The sequence below is a fragment of the Rhodococcus sp. WMMA185 genome (assembly GCF_001767395.1).
Classification (GTDB): Bacteria; Actinomycetota; Actinomycetes; order Mycobacteriales; family Mycobacteriaceae; genus Rhodococcus_F.
On sequence record NZ_CP017014.1, the window covers coordinates 2686718 to 2707825 of the forward strand.

The 21108-nt window shown below is 63.6% G+C and carries 23 protein-coding genes; 12 read left to right on the plus strand and 11 right to left on the minus strand.

Translation table 11 applies throughout. The features are described 5' to 3' along the window. Nucleotides 1-20 precede the first annotated feature (20 nt). The 3 genes from BFN03_RS12000 to BFN03_RS12010 are packed head-to-tail and all read left to right on the plus strand — an operon-like array spanning nucleotide 21 to nucleotide 2254. Nucleotides 21-815 carry an amino acid ABC transporter substrate-binding protein gene (locus tag BFN03_RS12000; RefSeq protein WP_070379185.1) on the plus strand — a complete coding sequence of 265 codons (795 nt, stop codon included), beginning with the start codon at nucleotides 21-23 and terminating at the stop codon, nucleotides 813-815. A gap of 12 nt (nucleotides 816-827) precedes the next feature. Continuing rightward, the gene (locus BFN03_RS12005) at nucleotides 828-1496 is read left to right on the plus strand and encodes an amino acid ABC transporter permease (RefSeq protein ID WP_070379186.1); all 669 of its coding nucleotides are present in this window, start codon (nucleotides 828-830) and stop codon (nucleotides 1494-1496) included. Beyond that, entirely contained in the window at nucleotides 1493-2254 is a 762-nt protein-coding gene (locus tag BFN03_RS12010) for an amino acid ABC transporter ATP-binding protein (protein ID WP_070379187.1), read from the plus strand. The genes BFN03_RS12005 and BFN03_RS12010 overlap by 4 nt, the downstream gene beginning before the upstream one ends. Before the next feature lie 34 nt (nucleotides 2255-2288). Here the strand turns inward: BFN03_RS12010 and BFN03_RS12015 are convergent, their stop codons facing one another. Continuing rightward, on the minus strand, nucleotides 2289-2783 hold the full coding sequence (locus BFN03_RS12015) for a GNAT family N-acetyltransferase (protein ID WP_070379188.1): 495 nt from the start codon (nucleotides 2781-2783) through the stop codon (nucleotides 2289-2291). A gap of 135 nt (nucleotides 2784-2918) precedes the next feature. Here BFN03_RS12015 and BFN03_RS12020 point away from each other — a divergent pair, with 135 nt between their 5' ends. Then, entirely contained in the window at nucleotides 2919-4166 is a 1248-nt protein-coding gene (locus BFN03_RS12020) for a lipase family protein (RefSeq protein ID WP_070379189.1), read from the plus strand. 135 nt (nucleotides 4167-4301) lie between these two features. After that, complete coding sequence (locus tag BFN03_RS12025) at nucleotides 4302-5543, plus strand: lipase family protein (RefSeq protein WP_070379190.1); 1242 nt, start codon at nucleotides 4302-4304, stop codon at nucleotides 5541-5543. A 29-nt stretch (nucleotides 5544-5572) separates the two neighbouring features. Here BFN03_RS12025 and BFN03_RS12030 read toward each other — a convergent pair whose 3' ends face one another. Together BFN03_RS12030 and BFN03_RS12035 are read right to left on the minus strand one after the other, a co-directional pair. Next, nucleotides 5573-6421, minus strand: a complete 849-nt coding sequence (locus tag BFN03_RS12030; protein ID WP_070379191.1) for a patatin-like phospholipase family protein — start codon at nucleotides 6419-6421, stop codon at nucleotides 5573-5575. A 17-nt stretch (nucleotides 6422-6438) separates the two neighbouring features. Further along, nucleotides 6439-8235 (minus strand): AMP-dependent synthetase/ligase, encoded by a 1797-nt coding sequence (locus BFN03_RS12035; protein ID WP_070379192.1) that lies wholly within the window; start codon nucleotides 8233-8235, stop codon nucleotides 6439-6441. A gap of 285 nt (nucleotides 8236-8520) precedes the next feature. Between BFN03_RS12035 and BFN03_RS12040 the strand changes: the two genes are divergently transcribed. Beyond that, on the plus strand, nucleotides 8521-8943 hold the full coding sequence (locus BFN03_RS12040; protein ID WP_070379193.1) for a hypothetical protein: 423 nt from the start codon (nucleotides 8521-8523) through the stop codon (nucleotides 8941-8943). Here the strand turns inward: BFN03_RS12040 and BFN03_RS12045 are convergent. Continuing rightward, the gene (locus BFN03_RS12045) at nucleotides 8889-9404 is read right to left on the minus strand and encodes an SRPBCC family protein (RefSeq protein ID WP_070379194.1); all 516 of its coding nucleotides are present in this window, start codon (nucleotides 9402-9404) and stop codon (nucleotides 8889-8891) included. The two genes, BFN03_RS12040 and BFN03_RS12045, sit on opposite strands and share 55 nt — an antisense overlap. A gap of 122 nt (nucleotides 9405-9526) precedes the next feature. Between BFN03_RS12045 and BFN03_RS12050 the strand changes: the two genes are divergently transcribed. Then, nucleotides 9527-10888: a DUF5691 domain-containing protein gene (locus BFN03_RS12050; RefSeq protein WP_232320243.1), complete on the plus strand. Its 1362-nt coding sequence runs from the start codon at nucleotides 9527-9529 to the stop codon at nucleotides 10886-10888. 24 nt (nucleotides 10889-10912) lie between these two features. Here the strand turns inward: BFN03_RS12050 and BFN03_RS12055 are convergent, their stop codons facing one another. The 3 genes from BFN03_RS12055 to BFN03_RS12065 form a co-directional block, all read right to left on the minus strand. Beyond that, entirely contained in the window at nucleotides 10913-11140 is a 228-nt protein-coding gene (locus tag BFN03_RS12055; protein WP_070379195.1) for a hypothetical protein, read from the minus strand. Between the two features lie 209 nt (nucleotides 11141-11349). Then, nucleotides 11350-12477, minus strand: a complete 1128-nt coding sequence (locus tag BFN03_RS12060) for an acyl-CoA dehydrogenase family protein (RefSeq protein WP_070379196.1) — start codon at nucleotides 12475-12477, stop codon at nucleotides 11350-11352. An 8-nt stretch (nucleotides 12478-12485) separates the two neighbouring features. Next, on the minus strand, nucleotides 12486-13661 hold the full coding sequence (locus tag BFN03_RS12065) for an acyl-CoA dehydrogenase family protein (RefSeq protein ID WP_070379197.1): 1176 nt from the start codon (nucleotides 13659-13661) through the stop codon (nucleotides 12486-12488). Between the two features lie 154 nt (nucleotides 13662-13815). Here BFN03_RS12065 and BFN03_RS12070 point away from each other — a divergent pair, with 154 nt between their 5' ends. From BFN03_RS12070 to BFN03_RS12090, 5 genes are read left to right on the plus strand one after another with little or no spacing between them, the layout of a single operon-like run. Beyond that, nucleotides 13816-14277, plus strand: coding sequence for an Asp23/Gls24 family envelope stress response protein (locus BFN03_RS12070; RefSeq protein WP_070379198.1), 462 nt, complete (start codon nucleotides 13816-13818; stop codon nucleotides 14275-14277). Then, the gene (locus tag BFN03_RS12075; protein ID WP_084385607.1) at nucleotides 14274-14588 is read left to right on the plus strand and encodes a hypothetical protein; all 315 of its coding nucleotides are present in this window, start codon (nucleotides 14274-14276) and stop codon (nucleotides 14586-14588) included. Before BFN03_RS12070 ends, BFN03_RS12075 begins: the two co-directional genes overlap by 4 nt. Then, a complete protein-coding gene (locus BFN03_RS12080) occupies nucleotides 14585-14764 on the plus strand; it encodes a DUF2273 domain-containing protein (protein ID WP_070379199.1) in 180 nt (59 codons plus the stop codon). The genes BFN03_RS12075 and BFN03_RS12080 overlap by 4 nt, the downstream gene beginning before the upstream one ends. Continuing rightward, the gene (locus BFN03_RS12085) at nucleotides 14757-15740 is read left to right on the plus strand and encodes a DUF6286 domain-containing Asp23/Gls24 family envelope stress response protein (RefSeq protein WP_070380869.1); all 984 of its coding nucleotides are present in this window, start codon (nucleotides 14757-14759) and stop codon (nucleotides 15738-15740) included. Before BFN03_RS12080 ends, BFN03_RS12085 begins: the two co-directional genes overlap by 8 nt. Continuing rightward, the gene (locus BFN03_RS12090) at nucleotides 15737-16330 is read left to right on the plus strand and encodes a hypothetical protein (RefSeq protein WP_070379200.1); all 594 of its coding nucleotides are present in this window, start codon (nucleotides 15737-15739) and stop codon (nucleotides 16328-16330) included. The genes BFN03_RS12085 and BFN03_RS12090 overlap by 4 nt, the downstream gene beginning before the upstream one ends. 46 nt (nucleotides 16331-16376) lie before the next feature. On the opposite strand, the gene tuf is transcribed toward BFN03_RS12090, so the two are convergent. The 4 genes from tuf to rpsL all read right to left on the minus strand — a co-directional run bounded on the left by tuf (nucleotide 16377) and on the right by rpsL (nucleotide 20768). After that, a complete protein-coding gene (gene tuf / locus BFN03_RS12095) occupies nucleotides 16377-17567 on the minus strand; it encodes an elongation factor Tu (RefSeq protein ID WP_070379201.1) in 1191 nt (396 codons plus the stop codon). A gap of 91 nt (nucleotides 17568-17658) precedes the next feature. After that, entirely contained in the window at nucleotides 17659-19761 is a 2103-nt protein-coding gene (fusA, locus tag BFN03_RS12100; RefSeq protein ID WP_070379202.1) for an elongation factor G, read from the minus strand. A gap of 162 nt (nucleotides 19762-19923) precedes the next feature. Next, nucleotides 19924-20394 carry a 30S ribosomal protein S7 gene (gene rpsG, locus BFN03_RS12105; protein ID WP_003941856.1) on the minus strand — a complete coding sequence of 157 codons (471 nt, stop codon included), beginning with the start codon at nucleotides 20392-20394 and terminating at the stop codon, nucleotides 19924-19926. Continuing rightward, a complete protein-coding gene (gene rpsL, locus BFN03_RS12110) occupies nucleotides 20394-20768 on the minus strand; it encodes a 30S ribosomal protein S12 (protein WP_070379203.1) in 375 nt (124 codons plus the stop codon). The genes rpsG and rpsL overlap by 1 nt, the downstream gene beginning before the upstream one ends. Nucleotides 20769-21108 lie beyond the last annotated feature (340 nt).

The window sequence follows — 21108 nt, forward strand, 5'->3', positions numbered from 1 at the left end:
CTAAACGAGGAGGAAACACCGTGCGACGCACACTACCGGCTGCAACGATCGCTGTCTTGACCGCGTTGTCGCTGGCAGCGTGTGGCAGCTCCGACTCGGGTCCGGTCATCGACCAGGTACGCGCCTCGGGCGTCCTGAAGGTCGGGACCGAAGGTACGTACACGCCGTTCAGCTACCAGGGCGCCGATGGTCAACTGACCGGATACGACGTGGACGTCGCCCGTGCAGTCGGCGACAAGCTCGGCGTCTCCGTCGAGTTCACCCAGAGCCCCTGGGACTCCCTCTTCGCCGGACTCGAAGCCGGCCGGTACGACCTCGTGGCCAACCAGGTGACTGTCAACGACGAACGTGCCGAGAGATACGACATGTCGACGCCGTACACAGTTTCCGAGGGGGTCATCGTCACCCGAGCCGACGACACCTCGATCACGTCCCTTTCCGATCTCGCCGGCAAGACCACAGCGCAGTCGGCGACGAGTAACTGGGCGCAAGTCGCCCGAGACGCGGGCGCCAACGTCGAATCCGTGGAGGGTTTCGTGCAGGCCATCACGCTGCTGAAGGATGGCCGCGTGGACGCCACCGTCAACGACAACCTGGCCGTGGGCGAGTACGAGAAGCAGACCGGAGACTCAGGTGTGAGGGTCGTCGCCGACACCGGCGACACCAGCGAGCAGGCCTTCGCCGCCCGCAAGGACAGCGGGTTGATTCCCGACGTCGACCGGGCGCTCGAAGAACTGCGGGCCGACGGAACACTCGCCCAGATTTCGGAGAAGTACTTCGGTACCGACGTCTCGTCGCCGAGTTCAGGTAGCTGAGCCGGTTCGCGCGTGAACGACGCAACTGTCCAGTTGATCCTGGACAACCTGTGGCCGATGCTGAAGGCCACCGTCACGATGACGATCCCGCTGACGATCATCAGCTTCGTGCTCGGACTCGTCATCGCGTTACTGGTCGCGCTGGCGCGCATTTCGTCGATCCGACCGTTGTCGATCCTTGCGCGCTTCTACATCTCGATCATCCGGGGCACCCCTCTGCTGGTGCAGCTGTTCATCGTGTTCTACGCGCTACCGCAGTTCGGTGTGATTATCGATCCCTTCCCCGCGGCGGTGGTCGCCTTCAGCCTCAACGTAGGCGGCTACGCGGCCGAAGTGATCCGGTCGGCGATTCTTTCGATTCCCAAGGGCCAGTGGGAGGCGGCACAGACCATCGGCATGGGCTATGCCACCACACTGCAGCGGATCGTGTTGCCGCAGGCGGCGCGGGTTGCCGTACCCCCGCTGTCCAACACATTGATCTCGCTGTTGAAGGACACCTCGCTGGCGTCGACGATCCTGGTCACCGAGTTGCTTCGCGTCGCCCAACTCGCCGCAGCACCGACGTTCGACTTCTTCGCCCTATACGGCGTCGCCGCGCTGTATTACTGGGTGATCTGCATCTTCTTGTCGGCTGTCCAAGGTCGGCTCGAGGCCCGACTCGACAGGTATGTGGCAAGATGACCGACACTCCTCCCCTGCTCCAGGTCTCCAGCGTCGAAAAGTCTTTCGGCGACCATCGCGTCCTGCAGGGCATCAGCTTCGACGTCGCGCAGGGAACAGTCCTCGCCATCATCGGGCCTTCCGGGTCCGGCAAGACCACGCTGCTTCGGACATTGAATGCGCTCGACAGGGCGGACAGCGGCGTGATCTCGATCGGCGACGAATCGGTTGACTTCGGTGCCGATGTCGGCAGGGCGGCGCTCGCACGATTCCGCGCGCAGAGCGGCATGGTCTTCCAGTCTCACAACCTGTTTCCGCACAAGACGGCGATCCAGAACGTCATGGAAGGGCCGGTCGTGGTCCAGAAGCGGCCCAAGGACGAGGCTCGCACGGACGCGATGGAATTGCTGACCCACGTCGGCCTCGCGCCGAAGGCGGACCAGTATCCGTACCAACTGTCCGGCGGTCAGCAACAAAGAGTCGGGATCGCGCGAGCCCTCGCACTGAGACCGAAACTGATGTTGTTCGACGAGCCCACGTCCGCACTCGATCCTGAACTGGTCGGTGAGGTGCTACGCGTAATCAGAGATCTCGCGAACGAGGGCTGGACGATGGTGATCGTCACCCACGAAATTCGGTTCGCACAGCAGGTGGCCGATCAGGTGCTGTTCATGGACCACGGTGTCGTGCTCGAACGAGGCGTACCGAAAGACGTCCTGACAAATCCGACCGAACCCCGCCTGCGGCAGTTCCTGCACCGCATTCTCGACCCGCTTTGACGGCCGCCTGCGCCCGACGGCTCCCCTCTCCTCGTCAGGGGAGGTACTTTTCCATCAACAAGACGCTCGGCCAGTCCACCTCGAAGTCGCGGCGGCCCACTCTGAAGAACCCTTGCTGCTCGTAGTAGTCGCGCAGTCGCACATTCGTCTCCACGCACTCGAGCCGGACGACGGACACGTTCTCCGCACGGGCCTGATCGTCAACTACCCGAAGCAACAGCGCACCGAGTCCGGCACTGGCGTGCTTCCGATCGGTCATTACGCGGGCGACGTAAGTGGCCGGGATGCCGTCGTCGATCCAGACCTCCGGATCGGATCGCAGCACCCGCAGCGCACCGACGACGATTCCGGCGAACAACGCGACCTGCCATTGTCCGAGTTCGATCTGCTCACGCACGTCTGCGAGAGAAACGTCGCCGCGGGCCGGTAGATCAAGCTCTTTTTCTCGGATCCAATCTTCTGCATCCCAGTGCATCTGAACGATGTCTTCGGCCTGATCCAGCACCGCGCGTTCCACCGTGACCGCCATGCAGCCACATTAGCCAAAGTAACCATCCATCCACCAAAACGAACGCCAACCGTCGTTCCGCCAACACAAGTGGTATGACCGGCCTTACAATTTACAGACTGGGTGGTCTCCTCGACACGTTTCGTGGTGGTAGCGATGAGGCTGTTTCGTTCGGTAGTCCTGCTGACGGTCTCCACCTGTGCCGCCGCGCTCGTGTCCGTGTATCCCCTGCACAGTTTCGCCAGGCCACTTGGACCAGGGTCCATATCGCCGACCCCCATCCAGGACGATGACTTTTTCTTGTGGCCACCGAACGTGGAGGAGTACGAGCCGGGCGAAATCATCCGCTCGAGGGAGGTTGCCCTCCGCTCGTTCCCGAACACGCTGGTAGATAACCGGGCCTTCCAGATCATGGTGCGTTCGAACGATTCGAAGGACCGGCCGGTCCCGGTGACCGCGACGCTACTGGTCCCCACCGCTTCGTGGACTGCGCCCGGGCCCCGACCCGTGATCGCCTACAACATGCCCATCGATTCTCTGGGCGCGCACTGCACACCCTCGTACCGAATGCTGCACGACTGGCAGAACCTCGATATCGACATCCCGCCCGTTCTGTCCTTGTTCCTCTCGAAGAACTACGCGGTTCTCGTTACCGACCACCAAGGGCCGAGAATGGCATACAGCGCCGGACGCATGGCCGGGCACGCCGTGCTCGACAGCATTCGCGGCATGAAAAGGCTGACCGAACTCGGTTTGTCAGATAGCCCCGTCGTCGCCACCGGCTACAGCGGAGGTGCGATCGCCACCGGATGGGCGGCGCAACTACAACCGTCGTATGCCCCCGACGCCGAACTGGTCGGGGTCGCCGCCGGCGGGACTCCCGCCGATTTCGGGCTGCTGCGCAAGACATTGAACGGTCAGATCGGTTCGGGCCTGTATCTGGCCGCAGTTCTCGGACTTGCCCGTGAGTATCCCGAAATGCTGGTGCTGACGAATCCGCTGGGCGTTCTCCTGGCGACGTCGATGCTCAAGGACCAGTGCAGCCTCACCATTGCACCGGCCGGCATCGCTTCGCTACCTGCCGAAGTCATAGCGGCCACGCCCGACCCGTTCAACTCTCCGACGGCCCGAGCGGTGGTCGCCGAGAACAGGATGGGCGCGCTCGTCCCGAGTGCTCCGGTGCTGCTCTACCACGGGTCCTCGAGGGTGTTCCTCGGTGACGAGTGGATTCCGGAAGAAGGAGTGATCGCCCTGCAGCAAGAGTGGTGTCGCGGTGGGGCCGACGTCACCTATTCCCCGCAGTTCGGCGAACACATCACCGCAGCGGTGCTCGCGCTACCCGAGGTCGTGCATTGGATGGACGAACGACTAGCGGGCGTTGCCGTGGCTCCGGGCTGTCACTGACACCGCAGCGCAGTCGCAGCAGCCGTCCGTCGACGAGAACGCCGTCCGTGCTTGTGTCTGCGGAGTGGAGTACAACCGAGAACGAAGTTTGCGGAGGGAGGCGATTGCCTCGGTACGTTGAATCGGTGGTGCTCGATGAAGCTGCTTCATGCAGTAGGCCTGCTACTGATCTCTACATTCGCCGCACTCGTGTCCGCACCCCCGCCTCCTTCCGGCGCCCAGCCACTCGGACCCGATTCCATCTTGCCGTCCCCCATCCAGAACGACGACTTCTTTTCGTGGCCACCGAATGTCGGACAGTACGAGGCCGGCGAGATCATTCGCTCGCGCGAAGTCACAACCCTCGGGTTCCCTGCCACATCAACAGCACACCAGGCATACCAGGTCATGGTGCGTTCCAACGATTCGAAGGACCGGCCGGTCCCGGTGACCGCGACGCTACTGGTCCCGGCCGAAGCGTGGACGGGCCCCGGCCCTCGCCCGGTCGTCGTCTACAACATGCCCATCGATTCCCTGGGCGCGAAATGCACCCCCTCGTACAAAATGGTGCACGGCTCGAATGCCCCCGACCTCGATCCGCCCGTGCCGGCGTTGCTCCTGGCGAAGAACTACGCGGTACTCGTCCCCGACCACGAGGGGCCGAGGATGGCATACAGCGCGGGTCGCATGGCCGGGCACGCCGTACTCGACAGCATTCGCGGTATGAAGCACCTGACCGGACTCGGCCTGTCGAAGAGTCCCGTCGTCATCGCCGGCTACAGCGGAGGTGCGATCGCCACCGGATGGGCAGCGCAATTGCAACCGTCATACGCTCCCGACGTCGAACTGGCCGGGGCTGCCGCCGGCGGGACTCCCGCCGATTTCGGGCCGCTGAGAAAAACGATGGACGGTCAGCTCGGTTCGGGTCTGTATCTCTCTGCCGTGCTCGGGCTCACCCGCGAGTATCCCGAAATGCTGGAGTTGGCAAACCCGTTGGGTGTTCTCCTCGCGGCGTCACCACTCAAAGACCAGTGCGTGACGACACTCGAACTGGGCGGTGTGTCCATGCTCCCCGTCGAAACGCTCGCGACGGTGCCCGACCCGTTCGACACCCCGACGGGCAGAATGATCGTCGCAGAGAACAAGCTGGGCGCATCCGCCCCGACGACGCCGGTACTCCTCTATCACGGGTCGTCTCGGGTGTTTCTGGGTGATGAGTTCATACCCGAAGAAGAGGCGATCTCCCTGCAGCAGGAATGGTGTCGCGCAGGAGGCAACATCACCTACTCCCCGCAGATCGGCGAGCACGTCACCGCAGCATGGTTCGCATTGCCGGAGTTGATGCACTGGATCGACGAACGGCTCGCGGGAGTTCCCGTGGCCCCAGGATGCCGCTGATCTCTTCCTGTGTTCGGAGGATGGCAGGGCTACCGATGCGTGTGCGGCATCAACAGAATGGCCTGCCTGTCGACGATGTGATCCTCGTCGAGCCACATGGCAGTCTCCTCTCGGGCCCGCGTGATCAGTTCGTCGGCGTTGCCGAAGTCAGCCGGACTCGTGTCCAACGGGCACAGCGGCGGCACGACCCGAATATCGGCGACGTTCTCGTACCGCTCGATATCCAGCGCAAGCCGCTGATTGACCGCGAGAGTCACCCCGAGCAATCCCATACCGAGGGCGCTTCGCGGGACCTTCGACAACGTGCAGGCGTATCCGGTCGGCAGAACCCACACCGTGGTGGCGCCCAGTTCGATTGCATGGGAGATGGGCGTGTTGTTGACGACTCCGCCGTCCATCAGCGACCGACCGTCGATCACTACGGGTGGGAGTATTCCCGGCAGTGACGCACTGGCTGTGACGGCGTCGATGGCTGGGCCCGTCGAGAGGCGAACATCCTTGCCGGTGAGCACATCGGTGGCGACGACGTGCAGTGGGATGGACGCGGACTCCATCCGCTCGAAGCGGAGGTGTTTCGCCAACAGACGCCTTATGGCGTGGTTGGACACCAGATGGTTCCGGACACCGATGAATCCGGTGAAACCTGTGAGCCACGTGGCAGGGAACACCGCGCTGCGCTCGAGCCCACGCCACAGGTCCGCCAGTTCACGAAGATCCTGCTCGGAGGATCCCCCCGCGAGCCACGCGCCGTTGAGCGCGCCGACCGAGGAACCGACGATGAGGTCGGGCCGAATGCCCCGGTCGATCAGGGTCTGCAACATCCCGACCTCGATGGCACCGAGGCTCGCTCCCCCCGACAGAACGAAAGCTGTGGTCATGCCGCCACGGTAGCCCGTCAACCCATCCGATACAGGCTCGCGATGTCGTCGGCAAGACGTTCGAGCACCACCCGGCGCTTGATCTTCGACGTGGCAGTCAGGTCTCCCTCTGCCTCGGTGAGTGCCCGATCGAGGATGACGAATCGCTTGATCGAAGTGGAGAGGGGGACGGTGGTGTTCGCATCGTTGACGGCATCCTGAAGATCCGCGCGCAACTCCTCGTTGTCCCACAGGTCGATCGCAGAGACGTCCGCCGGCTCGCCGTGCGTAAACTTCCACTGCTCGAATTCGAACGGATCGACGGCCAGCAGGGCGCCGACGAACGGCCGGCCGTCCCCGACCACCACCGCCTGCGAGATCAGTGGGTGCGCGCGCAGCCTGTCTTCGAGCGGACCTGGCGACACGTTCTCACCACTCGAAGTGACCATGAGATCCTTCTTGCACCCGGTGACGGTGAGATAGCCTTCCTCGTCCAAGATGCCGAGATCACCAGTCCGGAACCAGCCGTCGTCGAACGCTTCCTCGGTGGCCCTCTCGTTGCGCCAATACCCGTCGAAGACGACAGCGCCGCGTAGTTCGATCTCGCCGTCCCCAGCGATGCGTACGCTGCAGCCGTCGAGTGGCCTACCGGCGGTCCCGATCTTCTGCGCGCCTGGGGTGTTCGCGCAAACCGCGGCGGTGGATTCGGTGAGTCCGTACCCCTCGAAAACCGGAAGTCCCATCCCGCGAAAGAAGTGACCGACGCTGGGCGCGAGTGCTCCGCCACCGGAGATCGCCCACCAGCAGTCGCCGCCCAGAGATGCGCGGAGCTTGGAGTAGACGAGCATGTTCGCGACTACTCGTTCGAGCCGGAGACGCACAGGCAGGCTGTCCTTGCCGGAGGCTTCGCTGCATGCGATCGCCGTCTTTTCGGCAAACTCGAAGATCCTCTTCCGCAGAGGCCCGGCCGAGGCCGCCTTCCGTGCGGCACCGTCTCGAATCTTCTCGAATACGGGGGGAATACCGAGGATCATCTTGGGTCGGAAACGCTCGAACTCGCCAGTGACCGCGTCGATGTCCGGAAGATGTACCTGCGTCGCGCCTGCCTCGAACATCGCTAGCGACACTGCACGCGCCAGGATGTGTGCCAGCGGAAGGAACATCAGCACGTGGTTGCCCGGCCGGGCGACGTCACCGAACGGGGCAGCGAGCAGCGCCTGCACCTCCGAGAGGAAGTTCCGGTGTGTGAGGATGCAACCCTTGGGCCGTCCCGTGGTCCCCGATGTGTACACCAGCGACGCCGGATCGTCCGCGGTCAGGGCCAGCACGCGGTTGAACACCTCGAAGTCGTCGATCGACCGCCCGTCCTTGATGAGCGTGCCCACCGCATCGTCGTCGATCGTGAGGACGCGACTGAGCGTGTACGGGATGACGTCATCGAAGCTCGACGCGTTGGCGGACGTCTCGACCAGAGCCGCCACAGCGCCTGAATCCTCGATGATCCAACGGATCTGATCAGGTGAGGACGACTCGTAAATCGGAACGGACACCGCACCCGCGGCCCAGATCGCGTAGTCGAGCAGTGACCACTCGAATCGCGTCGATGACAGCAAGGCCACTCGGTCGCCCGGTCGAACGCCAATGGCGATAAGGCCCTTCGCAACTCCGGTGACCAGCGCCGCAAAGTCTGCGGCTGTCACGTCCACCCAGCCTGCAAACTCCTCACGGCAGTACATCACGCGATCGGGGTCACTCTCGGCGTGCGCGAACACCGTCAATACCGCGTTCTCATGGGTTGCGACAGCGAATGTCGGCGCACTGAAATACTCACGCACGGCCCTCGCCTCCGATACTGTCGTGGCCGATATCACCCGTGGTCACATCTCCGTCGACGAATACCAAGTCACGCTCATACTGCTACCCTCTGCGACGCAACACCCCTAGCCTGCGAAAACCACACGGTCACAATTGGAGAACAGTTTCGCTTTGCAAGGGCTACCAGCGTGAATGGATCGTGCATCGCCTTCCGGTGTGCCGTTCCAATTTCGGGTCAAGGCCACGAAACCGCTGGTAAATTAAGGTGACACAAGTTTTTGCAAGTGAGGACCGAGGAAACGACGATGGCGAACACGGCAGATAGCGCCCGAACGAGCGAACTTGTGGGTGACGTCACCACGACCATCGTGCGCCGAATCCTCGCTGGTTGCGGCACAGAATTCGCCGATTGGATCCAGACCGGACTCGGGCTGGCACGATTGTTCCCTGGATTCCTCGGCGGAGGATGGCTCAAGGAAAGCAGCACATCCGACATCTGCGTGATTGTGTTGAAGTTCGAAACCCAAGCTGCACTGGATAACTGGCTGACATCCTCGCTGCGAGCCGGCTGGCTGAGGACCGGACGGAACGTCGCTGTCGACGCACCTACCGAGCCGGTGTCGAACGTGGAGGGTATGTTCGAACGCCTCGGCTCCGACCTCCGCGCCACCGGTCAGTCCGCATCTCCGGGGATCGACGCGCCGGACGGCATTCCCTCGGCAAGATAGGTCTGATAGAACGGTCGCCACTGCGAAGACGTTTCGTCGCGGTGGACGGACACGTTCGATCCGCCGAGATGCCGGTTCAGGCTAGTGAGAGACACACTCCATCCTGCGGCGTTGCGTGCCGCGGTGTTGCGAACCTCCAGGACGTTCACCAGGGTCAGTACGCAACCCTGCGCCGCTGGTTCGACCTCGAAGTGGATTTCGTCGCGCGCCCAAGTGAACGCGAGGGTGCGCGGGGCGCAGTAGACGAGAACGATCCCCGATTCGGGATCCCCGTGTCGGTCCGGGAAGAACTCGATGTCGCCACCAGCGTAGGGATCGATGCGGACGCGCGAGGGGAACCAGTGCTCGAGTTCGTCCGGCTCGGACACAGCCTTCCACAACTTCTGCTCGGAGCACGGATACGAACACCGAAACCGCACGGCGGGACGACCCTTGAACTCGAAGTACCTTCCGCGGATCACCGGCCCTCCTCGCTGTAGCACCTAACGACAGCGTTCCACGAGACAAGGCTGTATATCCGCAACTTGGCAGACATTCGTCCACCCTCCCCCACTGAGCCCGGTCGAACGCCTACGGTGACGGCGTGGTGTCGCCGTGGCCGCAGAGACAGATCGCATCCGTTTCCCTCGATGCGCGTGCACTCGTTGCGCGCCGGACTCCGGATCTCTCCGACCCTCGGCCGCAGCTGCCCCCGGCCTCCGCAGCCCATCTGATGGAATTGCTCGCCGTCAGGTCGTGGACGCTCCCGGAGTGGTTCGCAGCCGCTGCCGAGCGCGGATACCGTGCACCGGATGTTCTCGTCGCCGAGTTGATGGCAATCGCCGACGCAAACGAGACGCACCGCGAGGACATCGTGCGGCTCGTCGGTCCGCGCGCCCAGTGGCTCGCCGCCCGCTACCCGCATTGGGCGCCGCCGGCCCGTGGGGCCGATCGCTACGACGTGTGGAGGCACGGCCTACACCGCGACCGCCTCGAGTGGTTCAGCTCGATGCGTGCGAGCAACCCAGCGTCCGCGGCCGCCGAACTGCACCGCACATGGGACTCCGAACGCGGCGAGCACCGAGCAGCCTTCATCGCGGCACTCGCAACGGGGCTCGGCGACTCGGATGAAGCGCTGCTCGAACGCGCACTCGATGATCGGTCGCACAAGGTGCGCCGGCACGCCGTCCACTTGCTCCGGCAGTTACCCAACTCCGCGTATGCCGCACGAATGGCGGCCCGCGCCCGGATGTGGGTACGCGTCCAGACGAAGCCGTTGCGTACTCGCCTCGCCGTGAACATGCCCGGTTCCCTCGATGCTTCCGCGCGCCGGGACGGCATCGAGGACTTCCACTACAAGAACAAGGGGATCCGCAGTTGGTGGTTGCGGGTGGTCGTGACGGCAGCTCCACTATCGTTGTGGGAGAACATGATCGGCTCTGCTGCCGCGGCGTTCGACATTCGGATCGAGGATCAGTGGCGAGAGGTGATGGTGGAGGCATGGACCACCGCCACTGTGCTGCAGCGCAATCAGCAATGGGCCTCCGAACTGCTGCTCCGCAAGGGCAGGAAGACGGAGCGGCGCGTGATTTCCATCGTCCCCGCCCACGAACGGCTGGACTACATTCTCTCCGGGCGCGCTGATCCCTACCTGCTCGGAGTCGACGGGATCACTCTTGTCGACGGCCTCCCCCACCCGTGGCCGCTCGAACTCGCAAAACGGATGATCGGCCGTCTACGGGACGTTGCCGACAGGCACGCCGAAACCGGGACAGATCTCGGGCCGCTCTCGCGCCACAGCCACTATTCGATTCTCCGCAGCGCCGAGACACATTTTCCATTCTCTGCGGCGCCGCTGCTCTACGCCGCCGCCGACCACACTCGCGACCCCGGCTGGCGGCAGGCATTCTTCACCGCTGCGGCCAATATCGACCATCGCAGTACAGCGCTGAGGGAACTCGAGTAGTCGGAGCTGATCCCGCGCCGCGCCTCAGCCGACGGTCACGCGTCGCGGCTCCCCGACGGTCATCGGGCGGTCACTGTGCAGTTCCGGGTGTGCGTCGGCGCGGATCTTCAGCAGGACAAGGCCGGATACCGACGCGACGATCAGCGACGCGACGGTCACGTGGACGTGCAGTTCCGAGATTCCGATGCCTGCACCGACGAGCCCCACAACGAGCAGGCTCCACACGATCGCTTTGACTGGACCGGACCCCATAGCAGCGCTCCTCCACTGAAATGTCTCGTGAGTTCGAAGACAGTTTGCGCGCTGTACGTTAGCCGGGTCACATCAGCGGCCGACACGCGACACGTCGGAACCACCTATCCGATACCGATCCGAGACCGCCACGTTGTGGGCACTTCTCGGCCTGATCGTGGTCGAGAAGTACCCACAGGCGGCTTGCATGACTGGATTTGGCTGGATTTCTAGTTGATGCCGACGGTCCCCAGCGAAACTGATGACCCGAGCAGTCGCAGATGGTCGTCGGAGCTACCGAGTGTGTGCTCTATCGCGGTCAACCTGCTGAGATAGTGCCCGACGGGGTACTCGGCGGTCATACCTATCCCACCGTGCATCTGGATCGCCTCCTGCCCGATCTTCCGCGCGGAGCGGCCGATCTGCAGCTTTGCCCGGGATGCCACCACCGGGTCCACGATTCCGTCGGCCAGCGACATGGTCGCGTAGAGGCTCATGCTGCGGGCCAGCTCGAGCAGCACGTACATGTCGGCGGCGCGATGGGTGAGGGCCTGGAACTTCGCGATCGGGACTCCGAACTGCTTGCGCGTCTTCAGATACTCGGTCGTCAGTCGCAGCGCTTCCTCCATGGCACCAACCGCCTCCGCGCACAGTGCAGCTTGTGCTCGGACGGCGGCAGCCTCGATCGCTGCCGAAGCATCGCCGCCCTCGCCGAGGGGCTCAGCAGGAGTATTCGAAAGCTCGACCTGCGCGGCGCGTAGGCCGTCGTGGGTCGCGTACGCGGTGCGGGTCAGACCGGGTGCGCCGGCATCGACGAGGAACAGACCGACTCCACCGGCGGGTAGGGCCGCCGTGACGACGAGTGCGTTCGCGCCGCCACCCTGCAAGACGGGGTTCTTGATTCCCGTCAGGGTCCAGGAATCACCCTCTGGCACCGCCGACGTGGACACTCGGGTGGACGGCCAGCGCACACCAGGCTCCCGGTCGGCGAATGCGAGCAGGAAGTTGCCGGCGGACACGTCGGGGAGAATCCGCCGACGCTGCTCCTTACTGCCTGCCGTCGCGACCAAACCGCCCGGCACAAGCACCGCATCGAGGAAGGGTTCCGGAGCGAGATGGCGACCGATCTCGGTCATGACCGCTGAGATCTCGACAGGTCCGGCGCCCAGTCCGCCGTCCTCCTCGGCAAAGCTCAGTCCCAGCAAACCCACCTCAGCGAGTTGCTTCCACACTTGCGGGCTCCAGCCCTGCTCGGTGTCCGTTACCGCATTGCGCTTTTCGGCGTCGTAGCTACGCGCGAGCAGCTCGCGAGTGGTGTCGCGCAACAGCTTCTGTTCGTCAGTCAGTTCGAAGTCCATGTCACGCCTCACAATCCGAGGATCGAGGAGGCGATGATGCTGCGCTGCACTTCGCTCGATCCGCTGTAGATGGAAACCTTGCGGTAGTTCAGGTATGTGGGGGCGGTTCGCTGCGCCCAGAGCGGTGAAGAGATGCCATCACCGGCCTCGACAGGGAGGGAATCCGGCCCCGCGATGTCTGCGAGCAGTTCGAGTGTGGCCTGCTGCAATTCCGACCCACGCAGCTTCAACAGGGACGACGCCGGGTTCGGCTTGCCGTCCGCAGAACTGGCGACGACGCGCAACTGGGTGAGTTCGAGCGCAATGATCTCGTTCTCGAGTTCCGCGATCCGCGCGGCGAACAACGGATCTTCGAGAAGCGTCCCCGCTCCTACCGAGATCTCGGCGGCGCGCTCCTTCGCCTGCGCGAGCCGGACTTTGGAGAACCCGAGGCGCGTGACACCGGTACGTTCGTTTCCGAGTAGGAACTTGGCGTAGCTCCAGCCCTGATTCTCCTCGCCGACAAGGTTCTCGGCAGGCACGCGCACGTCCTCGAAGAAGACCTCGTTGACCTCGTATCCACCGTCGATCAATTTGATCGGGCGCACAGTGACCCCCGGCGTGGCGAGGTCCACGAGAATGAACGAGATGCCCGCTTGCCGCTTGGGTGCATCCGGGTTCGTGCGGACGAGACAGAAGATCCAGTCCGCGTGCTGCGCCAAAGTGGTCCACGTCTTCTGGCCGTTGATCACGTAGTCGTCACCATCTCGGACGGCACGCGTCTTCAGCGATGCCAGATCTGAACCGGCCTCCGGTTCGGAAAATCCTTGACACCACCAGATGTCGAGGTTGGCCGTCGGGGGAAGAAACTTCTCCTTCTGCTCCTGCGAACCGAATGCCGCGATGACGGGTCCGACCATACCTACATTGAAGGCGAGCGGCTCTGGGACCGACGCGAGCTGCAACTCGTCGAGCCAGATGTGGTGCTGCACCGGCGTCCAGTCCCTGCCACCCCATTCCACAGGCCAGTGCGGCGTCGCCAACCCGTTCGCATTGAGGATTCGCTGAACCTCGGTGAAGCCTTCTTTCCCGAGCTGTTCGCCGCGCGCGTAGCGCTCGCGGATCTCTGCCGGAATCTGCGTGGTGAAGAACGTTCGCATCTCGTCGCGGAACGCCAGCTCCTCGTCGGTCAAGGCCAGATTCATCGAAATTCCTTCGCACTCGAGTCCAGATTCATGTTCTGATCCAGACCGTACCCCGCCCAGTGTCGATACACCACGGCATCGCGGGGAGACCTACGCGGAGCGTCCGCGATCATTAGTGTGGAACCCACGGCAGGCGACACGAAGGGGATCGACGATGACCAGCGATGCAGGCGCACCGAGTCGTGTGCAATTCGGCGCCGGAGCGAAGTCGGAACTCATCAGTTCCGAAGGCAGGACCATCATCGCTGATGCTGTGGTCGCCAAGATCGCAGGAATCGCCACCCGCGAGATCAATGGTGTCTACGACGTGGGGGGTGGCACTGCTCGTGCTGTCGGCGCACTGCGTGATCGGATCCCGGGCGCCCGCGTCAACCACGCCCAGGGCGTGGCCGTCGAGGTCGGCGAGAAGCAGGCCGCCATCGACATCGGCATCGTCGCCGAGTACGGCGTCGCGTTGCACGAACTGGCGGTCGGTATCCGCCGCAACGTAATTACCGCCGTCGAGCGTATGACGGGACTGGAGGTGACCGAGGTGAACATCACCGTCTTCGACGTCATCCTGTTCACGGAGTCCGATTCCGAATCCGATCCCGACTCCAGGCCGAGGGTGCAGTGACGAGCGTATCGTTGCCGGGCATCGAGGGCGAAGACCTTTCCGAACGCATCGCAGCCGCTGTGCTCGCGACCCCCGGCGTTGCCGCCATGCATGGTGGCGCGTTCGGCGAAGTGGCCACCTATCTGCCGGGTCGGCGGGTAACCGGCGTGACCATCGGTCCGACGTCGTGCGCCGTCCACCTCTCCGCGCTCTACCCGGCAAACGTCATCGATACCGCCGAAAGAGTTCGGGCCGCAGTGGAACCGCTCGTGGACGTCCCCGTGAACGTGATCATCGAAGATCTCCTGACAGAGACAGGACAAGGGCAATGACCAGCACAGTCACCGGCCTGATCGTGGGACTACTCCTGGCGATCGCAGGCATCCTCGGCGGATTCAGTGGCTTCGTATTCGCCGTTCTTCTCGGCGCTCTCGGTATGGCCGTGGGCGCGCATCGGGACGGTCACCTCGACCTCGGTGCCATCCTGCGAAGCCGTGGTCGTGGCTGAGTTCTCCGCCGCGAATCCTCCCGCCGAACCCGACACCGACGCGGCGTTCGACGAAACCGATTCGCGCGGAACTGTGGTGATCAAGGAGCGTGCCGTCGTCAAAATTGCCGTCGCGGCAGCGCTCGAAGTTCCCGGCGTCGTGAAACAGTCAGGTGGACTGTCCCGGTTCACTGGGCGAGACCTTCCCCGCGCAGACGTCTCCACGGGCGCCGCCGCTGTTGCCATCAATCTCTACATCGCTGTGAGGTGGCCGTGCCGACTCGACGTCCTCAATCGCCGACTGCGCGAGGAAGTTTGCCGTCGGGTCGAACAGATGACCGGGATGCCGGTGCACGAACTCAATATTGTTGTCGCTGGAACAGAATCTTCTGCCGCCGAGGAACTTTCGCCCGATACCATATATCCCGAGCAAGTCGATTCGGATTCGTCGATCACTCGGGCGGTACCGCTTCGGCCACGCACGCCGCGAGCCACACCTGCCGCCGTTCCAGCGGCCGTCATCGTAGCTGTGGCAGCCCTGGGCCTCGCGGTCGTTGCCGGCCGTGAACTTCTCATCACCCGGGGCACGCTCGGCAATGCGCCCTGGATCCGCAACACCGCCGAGTGGCTGGGGCGCCTGCATTGGTCCCAGTGGATACTCCCCGTAGCGATTTGCTCGCTCATCGTGGGGATCGTATTCATCGTCGCAGCCCTCAAGCCCCGACCGCGCACGCACCTGCCGCTGAAGATCGGTGACATCCCGACGGTGTGGCTACGACCCACCGACCTGGCCCGCAACTGTAGCGGCCACGCCAGCGCCGTACCGGGCGTGCTGTCGGCGCACACAACGGTGGACCGCAAGCATGTCACGGTGCGTGTAGTGCGCAACGAGGCAGCATCCGCCGCAGAAGTCTCCGCCGCCGTCCGCGAGGTGGTCGAACCGACGTTGTCCTTGCTTGACACCTCCCCCGAGCTGCGAGTGCAGGTGAAGCCGTGACGCATCGGACCGCCGCCGTCAATCGACTGATCGTTTTGGTCGTCGGACTCGGACTCCTCGGGTTCGGTATTTATGCCCTCGCGTGGGACATGAGAGTGCCGATCGTGCGCGAATGGGTGTCGCGATACGACCGCGAACTGGTGACAGCGCTGCCCGAACAGGATTGGTGGGTGTGGGCGCTCGCCGCAACCATGGTGCTGGGACTGATCTTCGGGATCGTCCTGCTCGCGTTGGACCTGACTCGGCGACGCACCTCTCCGGTGGCCGTGCCGGACCTGGAGTCGTGCACCTATGTGACCGTTGACCTCGGATCCATTGCCAACGGAGTGTCGAGCGAACTAACCAGGTATCCAGGAGTCCGGCAGACCCGAGCAAGAGCGGTGATCGAACGCGGGCTCCCCACGTTGTCGATCGTCGTAACCGCTGATCCGACAATCGACATCGCCGACTTCACCCGCACATCCGAGGACATCGCATCCTGGGTCGAATCGACGATCGGTGGCGAGCAGGTCGCCACCCAGGTTCTGCTTCATCTCGACCCTGCCGACCATGCAGCGAAAAACGCCGATGGCGCCCACCCCGCAGGGTGAGCGCCATCGGCGTTTCGTACTACTGGCTCGATCCCGTAGGCGGTGCCTACTTGATGATCTTCGTGACCTTGCCGGCGCCGACGGTGCGGCCACCTTCACGGATCGCGAAGCGCAGACCCTCGTCCATGGCGACCGGCTGGATCAGCTTGACGGACATCTCGGTGTTGTCACCGGGCATGACCATCTCGGTGCCCTCGGGCAGCGTCACAACACCCGTCACGTCCGTGGTGCGGAAGTAGAACTGCGGACGGTAGTTGTTGAAGAACGGCGTGTGGCGGCCACCCTCGTCCTTGGACAGGATGTATGCCTGGCCCTCGAACTCGGTGTGCGGGGTGGTGGTGCCGGGCTTGACGACAACCTGGCCACGCTCGACGTCCTCGCGCTTGATACCACGAACGAGCAGACCGACGTTGTCACCGGCCTGGCCCGAGTCGAGGAGCTTGCGGAACATCTCGATACCCGTGACGGTGGTCTTCGTCTTGTCCTCGCGGATACCGACGATCTCCACCTCCTCGTTCACGTTGATGACACCGCGCTCGATACGACCGGTGACGACCGTGCCACGACCGGTGATCGTGAAGACGTCCTCGACGGGCATGAGGAACGGCTTCTCGGTCTCGCGGACGGGGTCCGGGATGGACTCGTCGACGGCGGCCATGAGCTCGAGGATGCTCTTGCTCCACTCCGGGTCGCCCTCGAGTGCCTTCAGGCCCGAGACGCGAACGATCGGGGCTTCCTCGTCGAACTCCTGGCCTGCGAGGAGCTCACGGACCTCCATCTCGACGAGTTCGAGGATTTCCTCGTCGTCGACCATGTCAGCCTTGTTCAGCGCGACCAGGATGTACGGAACACCGACCTGGCGGGCGAGCAGCACGTGCTCGCGCGTCTGCGGCATCGGGCCGTCGGTGGCCGCGACCACGAGGATGGCACCGTCCATCTGCGCCGCACCGGTGATCATGTTCTTGATGTAGTCGGCGTGACCGGGAGCGTCGACGTGAGCGTAGTGGCGCTTCTCGGTCTGGTACTCAACATGCGAGATGTTGATCGTGATACCGCGAGCCTTCTCCTCAGGAGCCTTGTCGATCTCGTCGAAGGCCGAGGCCTCGTTGAGATCCGGGTATGCCTCGTGCAGAACCTTGGTGATGGCCGCGGTCAGCGTGGTCTTGCCGTGGTCGACGTGACCGATGGTGCCGATGTTCACGTGCGGCTTCGTCCGCTCGAACTTCGCCTTCGCCACTTTATTGTCCTCCTGGACTGATTGATGCTTGCGGTATGCAGCAGTGCGGTTGTTATTACTTCGATCGTGCTTCGGCCGGCTGGAACCGAGGTTACTCGCCGGTCGCCTTGGCGATGATCTCCTTCGAGACGTTCGAGGGAACCTCTGCGTAGGAATCGAACACCATGGAGAAGTTCGCCCGGCCCTGCGTCTTCGACCGCAGATCACCGATGTAACCGAACATCTCCGAGAGCGGAACCAGCGCCTTCACGACACGGGCACCACTGCGTTCCTCCATGGCCTGGATCTGGCCACGGCGGGAGTTCAAGTCGCCGATCACATCACCCATGTACTCCTCGGGTGTGGTGACCTCGACAGCCATGAGCGGCTCGAGAATGACCGGGCCGGCCTTGCGGGCGGCTTCCTTCAGCGCCTGCGAACCAGCCACCTTGAAGGCCATTTCCGACGAGTCGACGTCGTGGTATGCGCCGTCGAGCAACGTCAGCTTCATGTTCACCAGCGGGTAGCCGGCGAGAACGCCGTACTGCATGGCGTCCTGCGCACCCGCGTCCACGGAGGGGATGTACTCACGCGGAACGCGGCCACCGGTGACCTTGTTCTCGAACTCGTAGGTAGCGCCGTCCTCACCCACGAAGGGCTCGAGCGCGATGATCACCTTGGCGAACTGGCCCGAACCACCGGTCTGCTTCTTGTGGGTGAATTCGTGCTTGTCGACGGTCTTGGTGATGGTCTCGCGGTACGCGACCTGCGGCTTGCCGACGTTGGCCTCGACCTTGAATTCGCGACGCATGCGGTCGACGAGGATGTCGAGGTGGAGTTCACCCATGCCACCGATGACGGTCTGACCGGTCTCGTCGTCGAGTTCGACGGAGAACGTCGGATCCTCTTCGGCGAGCTTCTGGATCGCGGTGCCCAGCTTCTCCTGGTCGGACTTGGTCTTGGGCTCGATCGAAACCTGGATGACCGGGTCCGGGAAGCTCATCGACTCGAGCACGATCGGGTTGCTCTGATCGCAGAGGGTGTCACCGGTGGTGGTGTCCTTCAAGCCGATCATCGCGTAGATGTGGCCGGCCACGGCCTCGTCGACCGGGTTCTCCTTGTTGGCGTGCATCTGGAAGAGCTTTCCGATGCGCTCCTTCTTGCCCTTGGTCGCGTTCATGACCTGGGCGCCGGGCTCGATCCGCCCCGAGTACACACGGACGAAGGTCAGCTTGCCGAAGAACGGGTGTGCGGCGATCTTGAAGGCCAGAGCCGAGAACGGCTCGTCCTTGCTCGGCGTGCGCGTGAGGATTTCGTCCTCTTTGTTCAGTGCGTGACCCTCGACGTTGCCGATGTCCAGCGGGTTCGGCAGGTAGTCGATGACCGCGTCGAGCATGGGCTGAACGCCCTTGTTCTTGAACGCGGAACCACACAGAACCGGGTACAGCTCAGAGGCGACCGTCATCTTGCGGATGGCGCCCTTGATCTCCTCGATGCTGAGTTCCTCACCGGCGAAGTACTTCTCCATGAGCTTCTCGTCGGACTCGGCGACCGTCTCGAGCAGCTTCTCGCGGTACTCGGCAGCCTTGTCAGCCAGATCGGCCGGGATCTCCTCGATGGTGGGCTCTGCACCGATGGCGACTGTGCCGCGCCAAGTGATGGCCTTCATCTCGACCAGGTCGACGACGCCGTCGAAGTCGTCCTCGGCGCCGATCGGCAACTGCAGGACGAGCGGCTTCGCGCCCAGACGGTCGATGATGGTCTGGACCGTGAAGTAGAAGTCCGCGCCCATCTTGTCCATCTTGTTGACGAAACAGATGCGCGGAACGTCGTACTTGGCGGCCTGACGCCACACCTGCTCCGACTGGGGCTCGACACCCTCTTTGCCGTCGAACACGGCAACGGCACCGTCGAGAACGCGGAGCGAACGCTCCACCTCGACGGTGAAATCGACGTGCCCGGGGGTGTCGATGATGTTGATCTGGTTGTTGTTCCAGAAGCAGGTCACCGCGGCAGAGGTGATCGTGATGCCGCGTTCCTTCTCCTGTTCCATCCAGTCCGTCGTCGACGCGCCGTCGTGCGTCTCACCGATCTTGTAGTTGACACCGGTGTAGTACAGGATCCGCTCAGTGGTCGTCGTCTTGCCGGCGTCGATGTGCGCCATGATGCCGATGTTGCGGACCTTGTTCAGGTCGGTCAGCACTTCCTGTGCCACAGGATTCTTCCCCGCTCGTAGCTCGTGTATCGGGTGTCGGCCTCCCCGGCATTTACCAGCGGGGCCATTGTCTCGAGTTGTAGATCAGCCGGTTCCCCTGTAGGGGCCCGACGCAGCGACAGCGCCGGAGCAGCCATCGACGACGGCCGCTCCGACGTGACGTCACCAGCGGTAGTGGGCGAATGCCTTGTTGGCTTCGGCCATCTTGTGAGTGTCCTCGCGGCGCTTCACAGCGGCACCGAGGCCGTTGCTGGCGTCGAGGAGTTCATTGGCGAGACGCTCGACCATGGTCTTCTCACGGCGTGCGCGAGAGAAGGTGACCAGCCAGCGCAGTGCCAGCGTGGTCGAACGACCGGGCCGAACCTCGACCGGCACCTGGTAGGTGGCGCCACCGACACGGCGGCTGCGCACCTCGAGTGCCGGCTTGACGTTGTCCAGCGCGCGCTTGAGCGTCACGACCGGGTCGGTACCCGTCTTCTCGCGTGCCTGCTCGAGAGCTTGGTACACGATGCGCTCGGCGGTGGACTTCTTGCCGTCCAGCAGAATCTTGTTGACCAGCTGGGTTACCAGCGGCGACCCGTAGACCGGGTCGTTGATGAGGGGACGCTTCGGAGCGGGGCCCTTACGTGGCATCAGCTCTTCTCCTTCTTGGCGCCGTAGCGGCTGCGTGCCTGCTTGCGACCCTTGACACCCTGGGTGTCGAGGGAGCCGCGGATGATCTTGTACCGAACACCAGGGAGGTCCTTCACACGACCACCGCGAACGAGCACCATCGAGTGCTCCTGCAGGTTGTGACCCTCACCGGGGATGTAGGCGGTGACCTCGACAGAGCTGGTCAGGCGCACACGCGCGACCTTACGAAGCGCGGAGTTCGGCTTCTTCGGGGTGGTGGTGTACACGCGGGTGCACACGCCACGGCGCTGCGGACTGCCCTTCAGGGCTGCCGTCTTGACCTTGGCGGCCTTGTCGCGGCGGCCCTTTCGGACCAACTGATTGATGGTTGGCATTTACCGGCTTTCTCGTATCGAACAGACTGCTCTGGACAAGCAACCTTGGCTGTTCTGAAATTAGGGATCTAGCAGTTGGGGCAAGAGAGCTGCTGCCCCTCACCCGTACCTCTCGCGTACCCGAGGTCGGGCGTGTCGCATACCCCCACACAGGCAGCCGGATGCGAGTTCCATGCAGAGAGTCCGCACGAACAGGCGCTCGGCAATACCATGCTAGGCACACAAATCGGCCCGGTCTGGCCGGACACGACCCACAACGATACCCGTCGGCGCGCCGGAAGGTCAAAGTGACCCGGTTGATGCTGGGAGCGAACTGCTGCAACGGTGGTTTGCCGGGAGG

What these genes read in the sequence shown, in the direction of transcription:
- BFN03_RS12010 (WP_070379187.1), top strand. Translation starts at nt 1,493, where the DNA reads ATGACCGACACTCCTCCCCTGCTCCAGGTCTCCAGCGTCGAAAAGTCT.
- BFN03_RS12015 (WP_070379188.1), bottom strand. Translation starts at nt 2,783, where the DNA reads ATGGCGGTCACGGTGGAACGCGCGGTGCTGGATCAGGCCGAAGACATC.
- BFN03_RS12020 (WP_070379189.1), top strand. Translation starts at nt 2,919, where the DNA reads ATGAGGCTGTTTCGTTCGGTAGTCCTGCTGACGGTCTCCACCTGTGCC.
- BFN03_RS12025 (WP_070379190.1), top strand. Translation starts at nt 4,302, where the DNA reads ATGAAGCTGCTTCATGCAGTAGGCCTGCTACTGATCTCTACATTCGCC.
- BFN03_RS12030 (WP_070379191.1), bottom strand. Translation starts at nt 6,421, where the DNA reads ATGACCACAGCTTTCGTTCTGTCGGGGGGAGCGAGCCTCGGTGCCATC.
- BFN03_RS12040 (WP_070379193.1), top strand. Translation starts at nt 8,521, where the DNA reads ATGGCGAACACGGCAGATAGCGCCCGAACGAGCGAACTTGTGGGTGAC.
- BFN03_RS12055 (WP_070379195.1), bottom strand. Translation starts at nt 11,140, where the DNA reads ATGGGGTCCGGTCCAGTCAAAGCGATCGTGTGGAGCCTGCTCGTTGTG.
- BFN03_RS12060 (WP_070379196.1), bottom strand. Translation starts at nt 12,477, where the DNA reads ATGGACTTCGAACTGACTGACGAACAGAAGCTGTTGCGCGACACCACT.
- BFN03_RS12065 (WP_070379197.1), bottom strand. Translation starts at nt 13,661, where the DNA reads ATGAATCTGGCCTTGACCGACGAGGAGCTGGCGTTCCGCGACGAGATG.
- BFN03_RS12070 (WP_070379198.1), top strand. Translation starts at nt 13,816, where the DNA reads ATGACCAGCGATGCAGGCGCACCGAGTCGTGTGCAATTCGGCGCCGGA.
- BFN03_RS12080 (WP_070379199.1), top strand. Translation starts at nt 14,585, where the DNA reads ATGACCAGCACAGTCACCGGCCTGATCGTGGGACTACTCCTGGCGATC.
- rpsG (WP_003941856.1), bottom strand. Translation starts at nt 20,394, where the DNA reads ATGCCACGTAAGGGCCCCGCTCCGAAGCGTCCCCTCATCAACGACCCG.
- rpsL (WP_070379203.1), bottom strand. Translation starts at nt 20,768, where the DNA reads ATGCCAACCATCAATCAGTTGGTCCGAAAGGGCCGCCGCGACAAGGCC.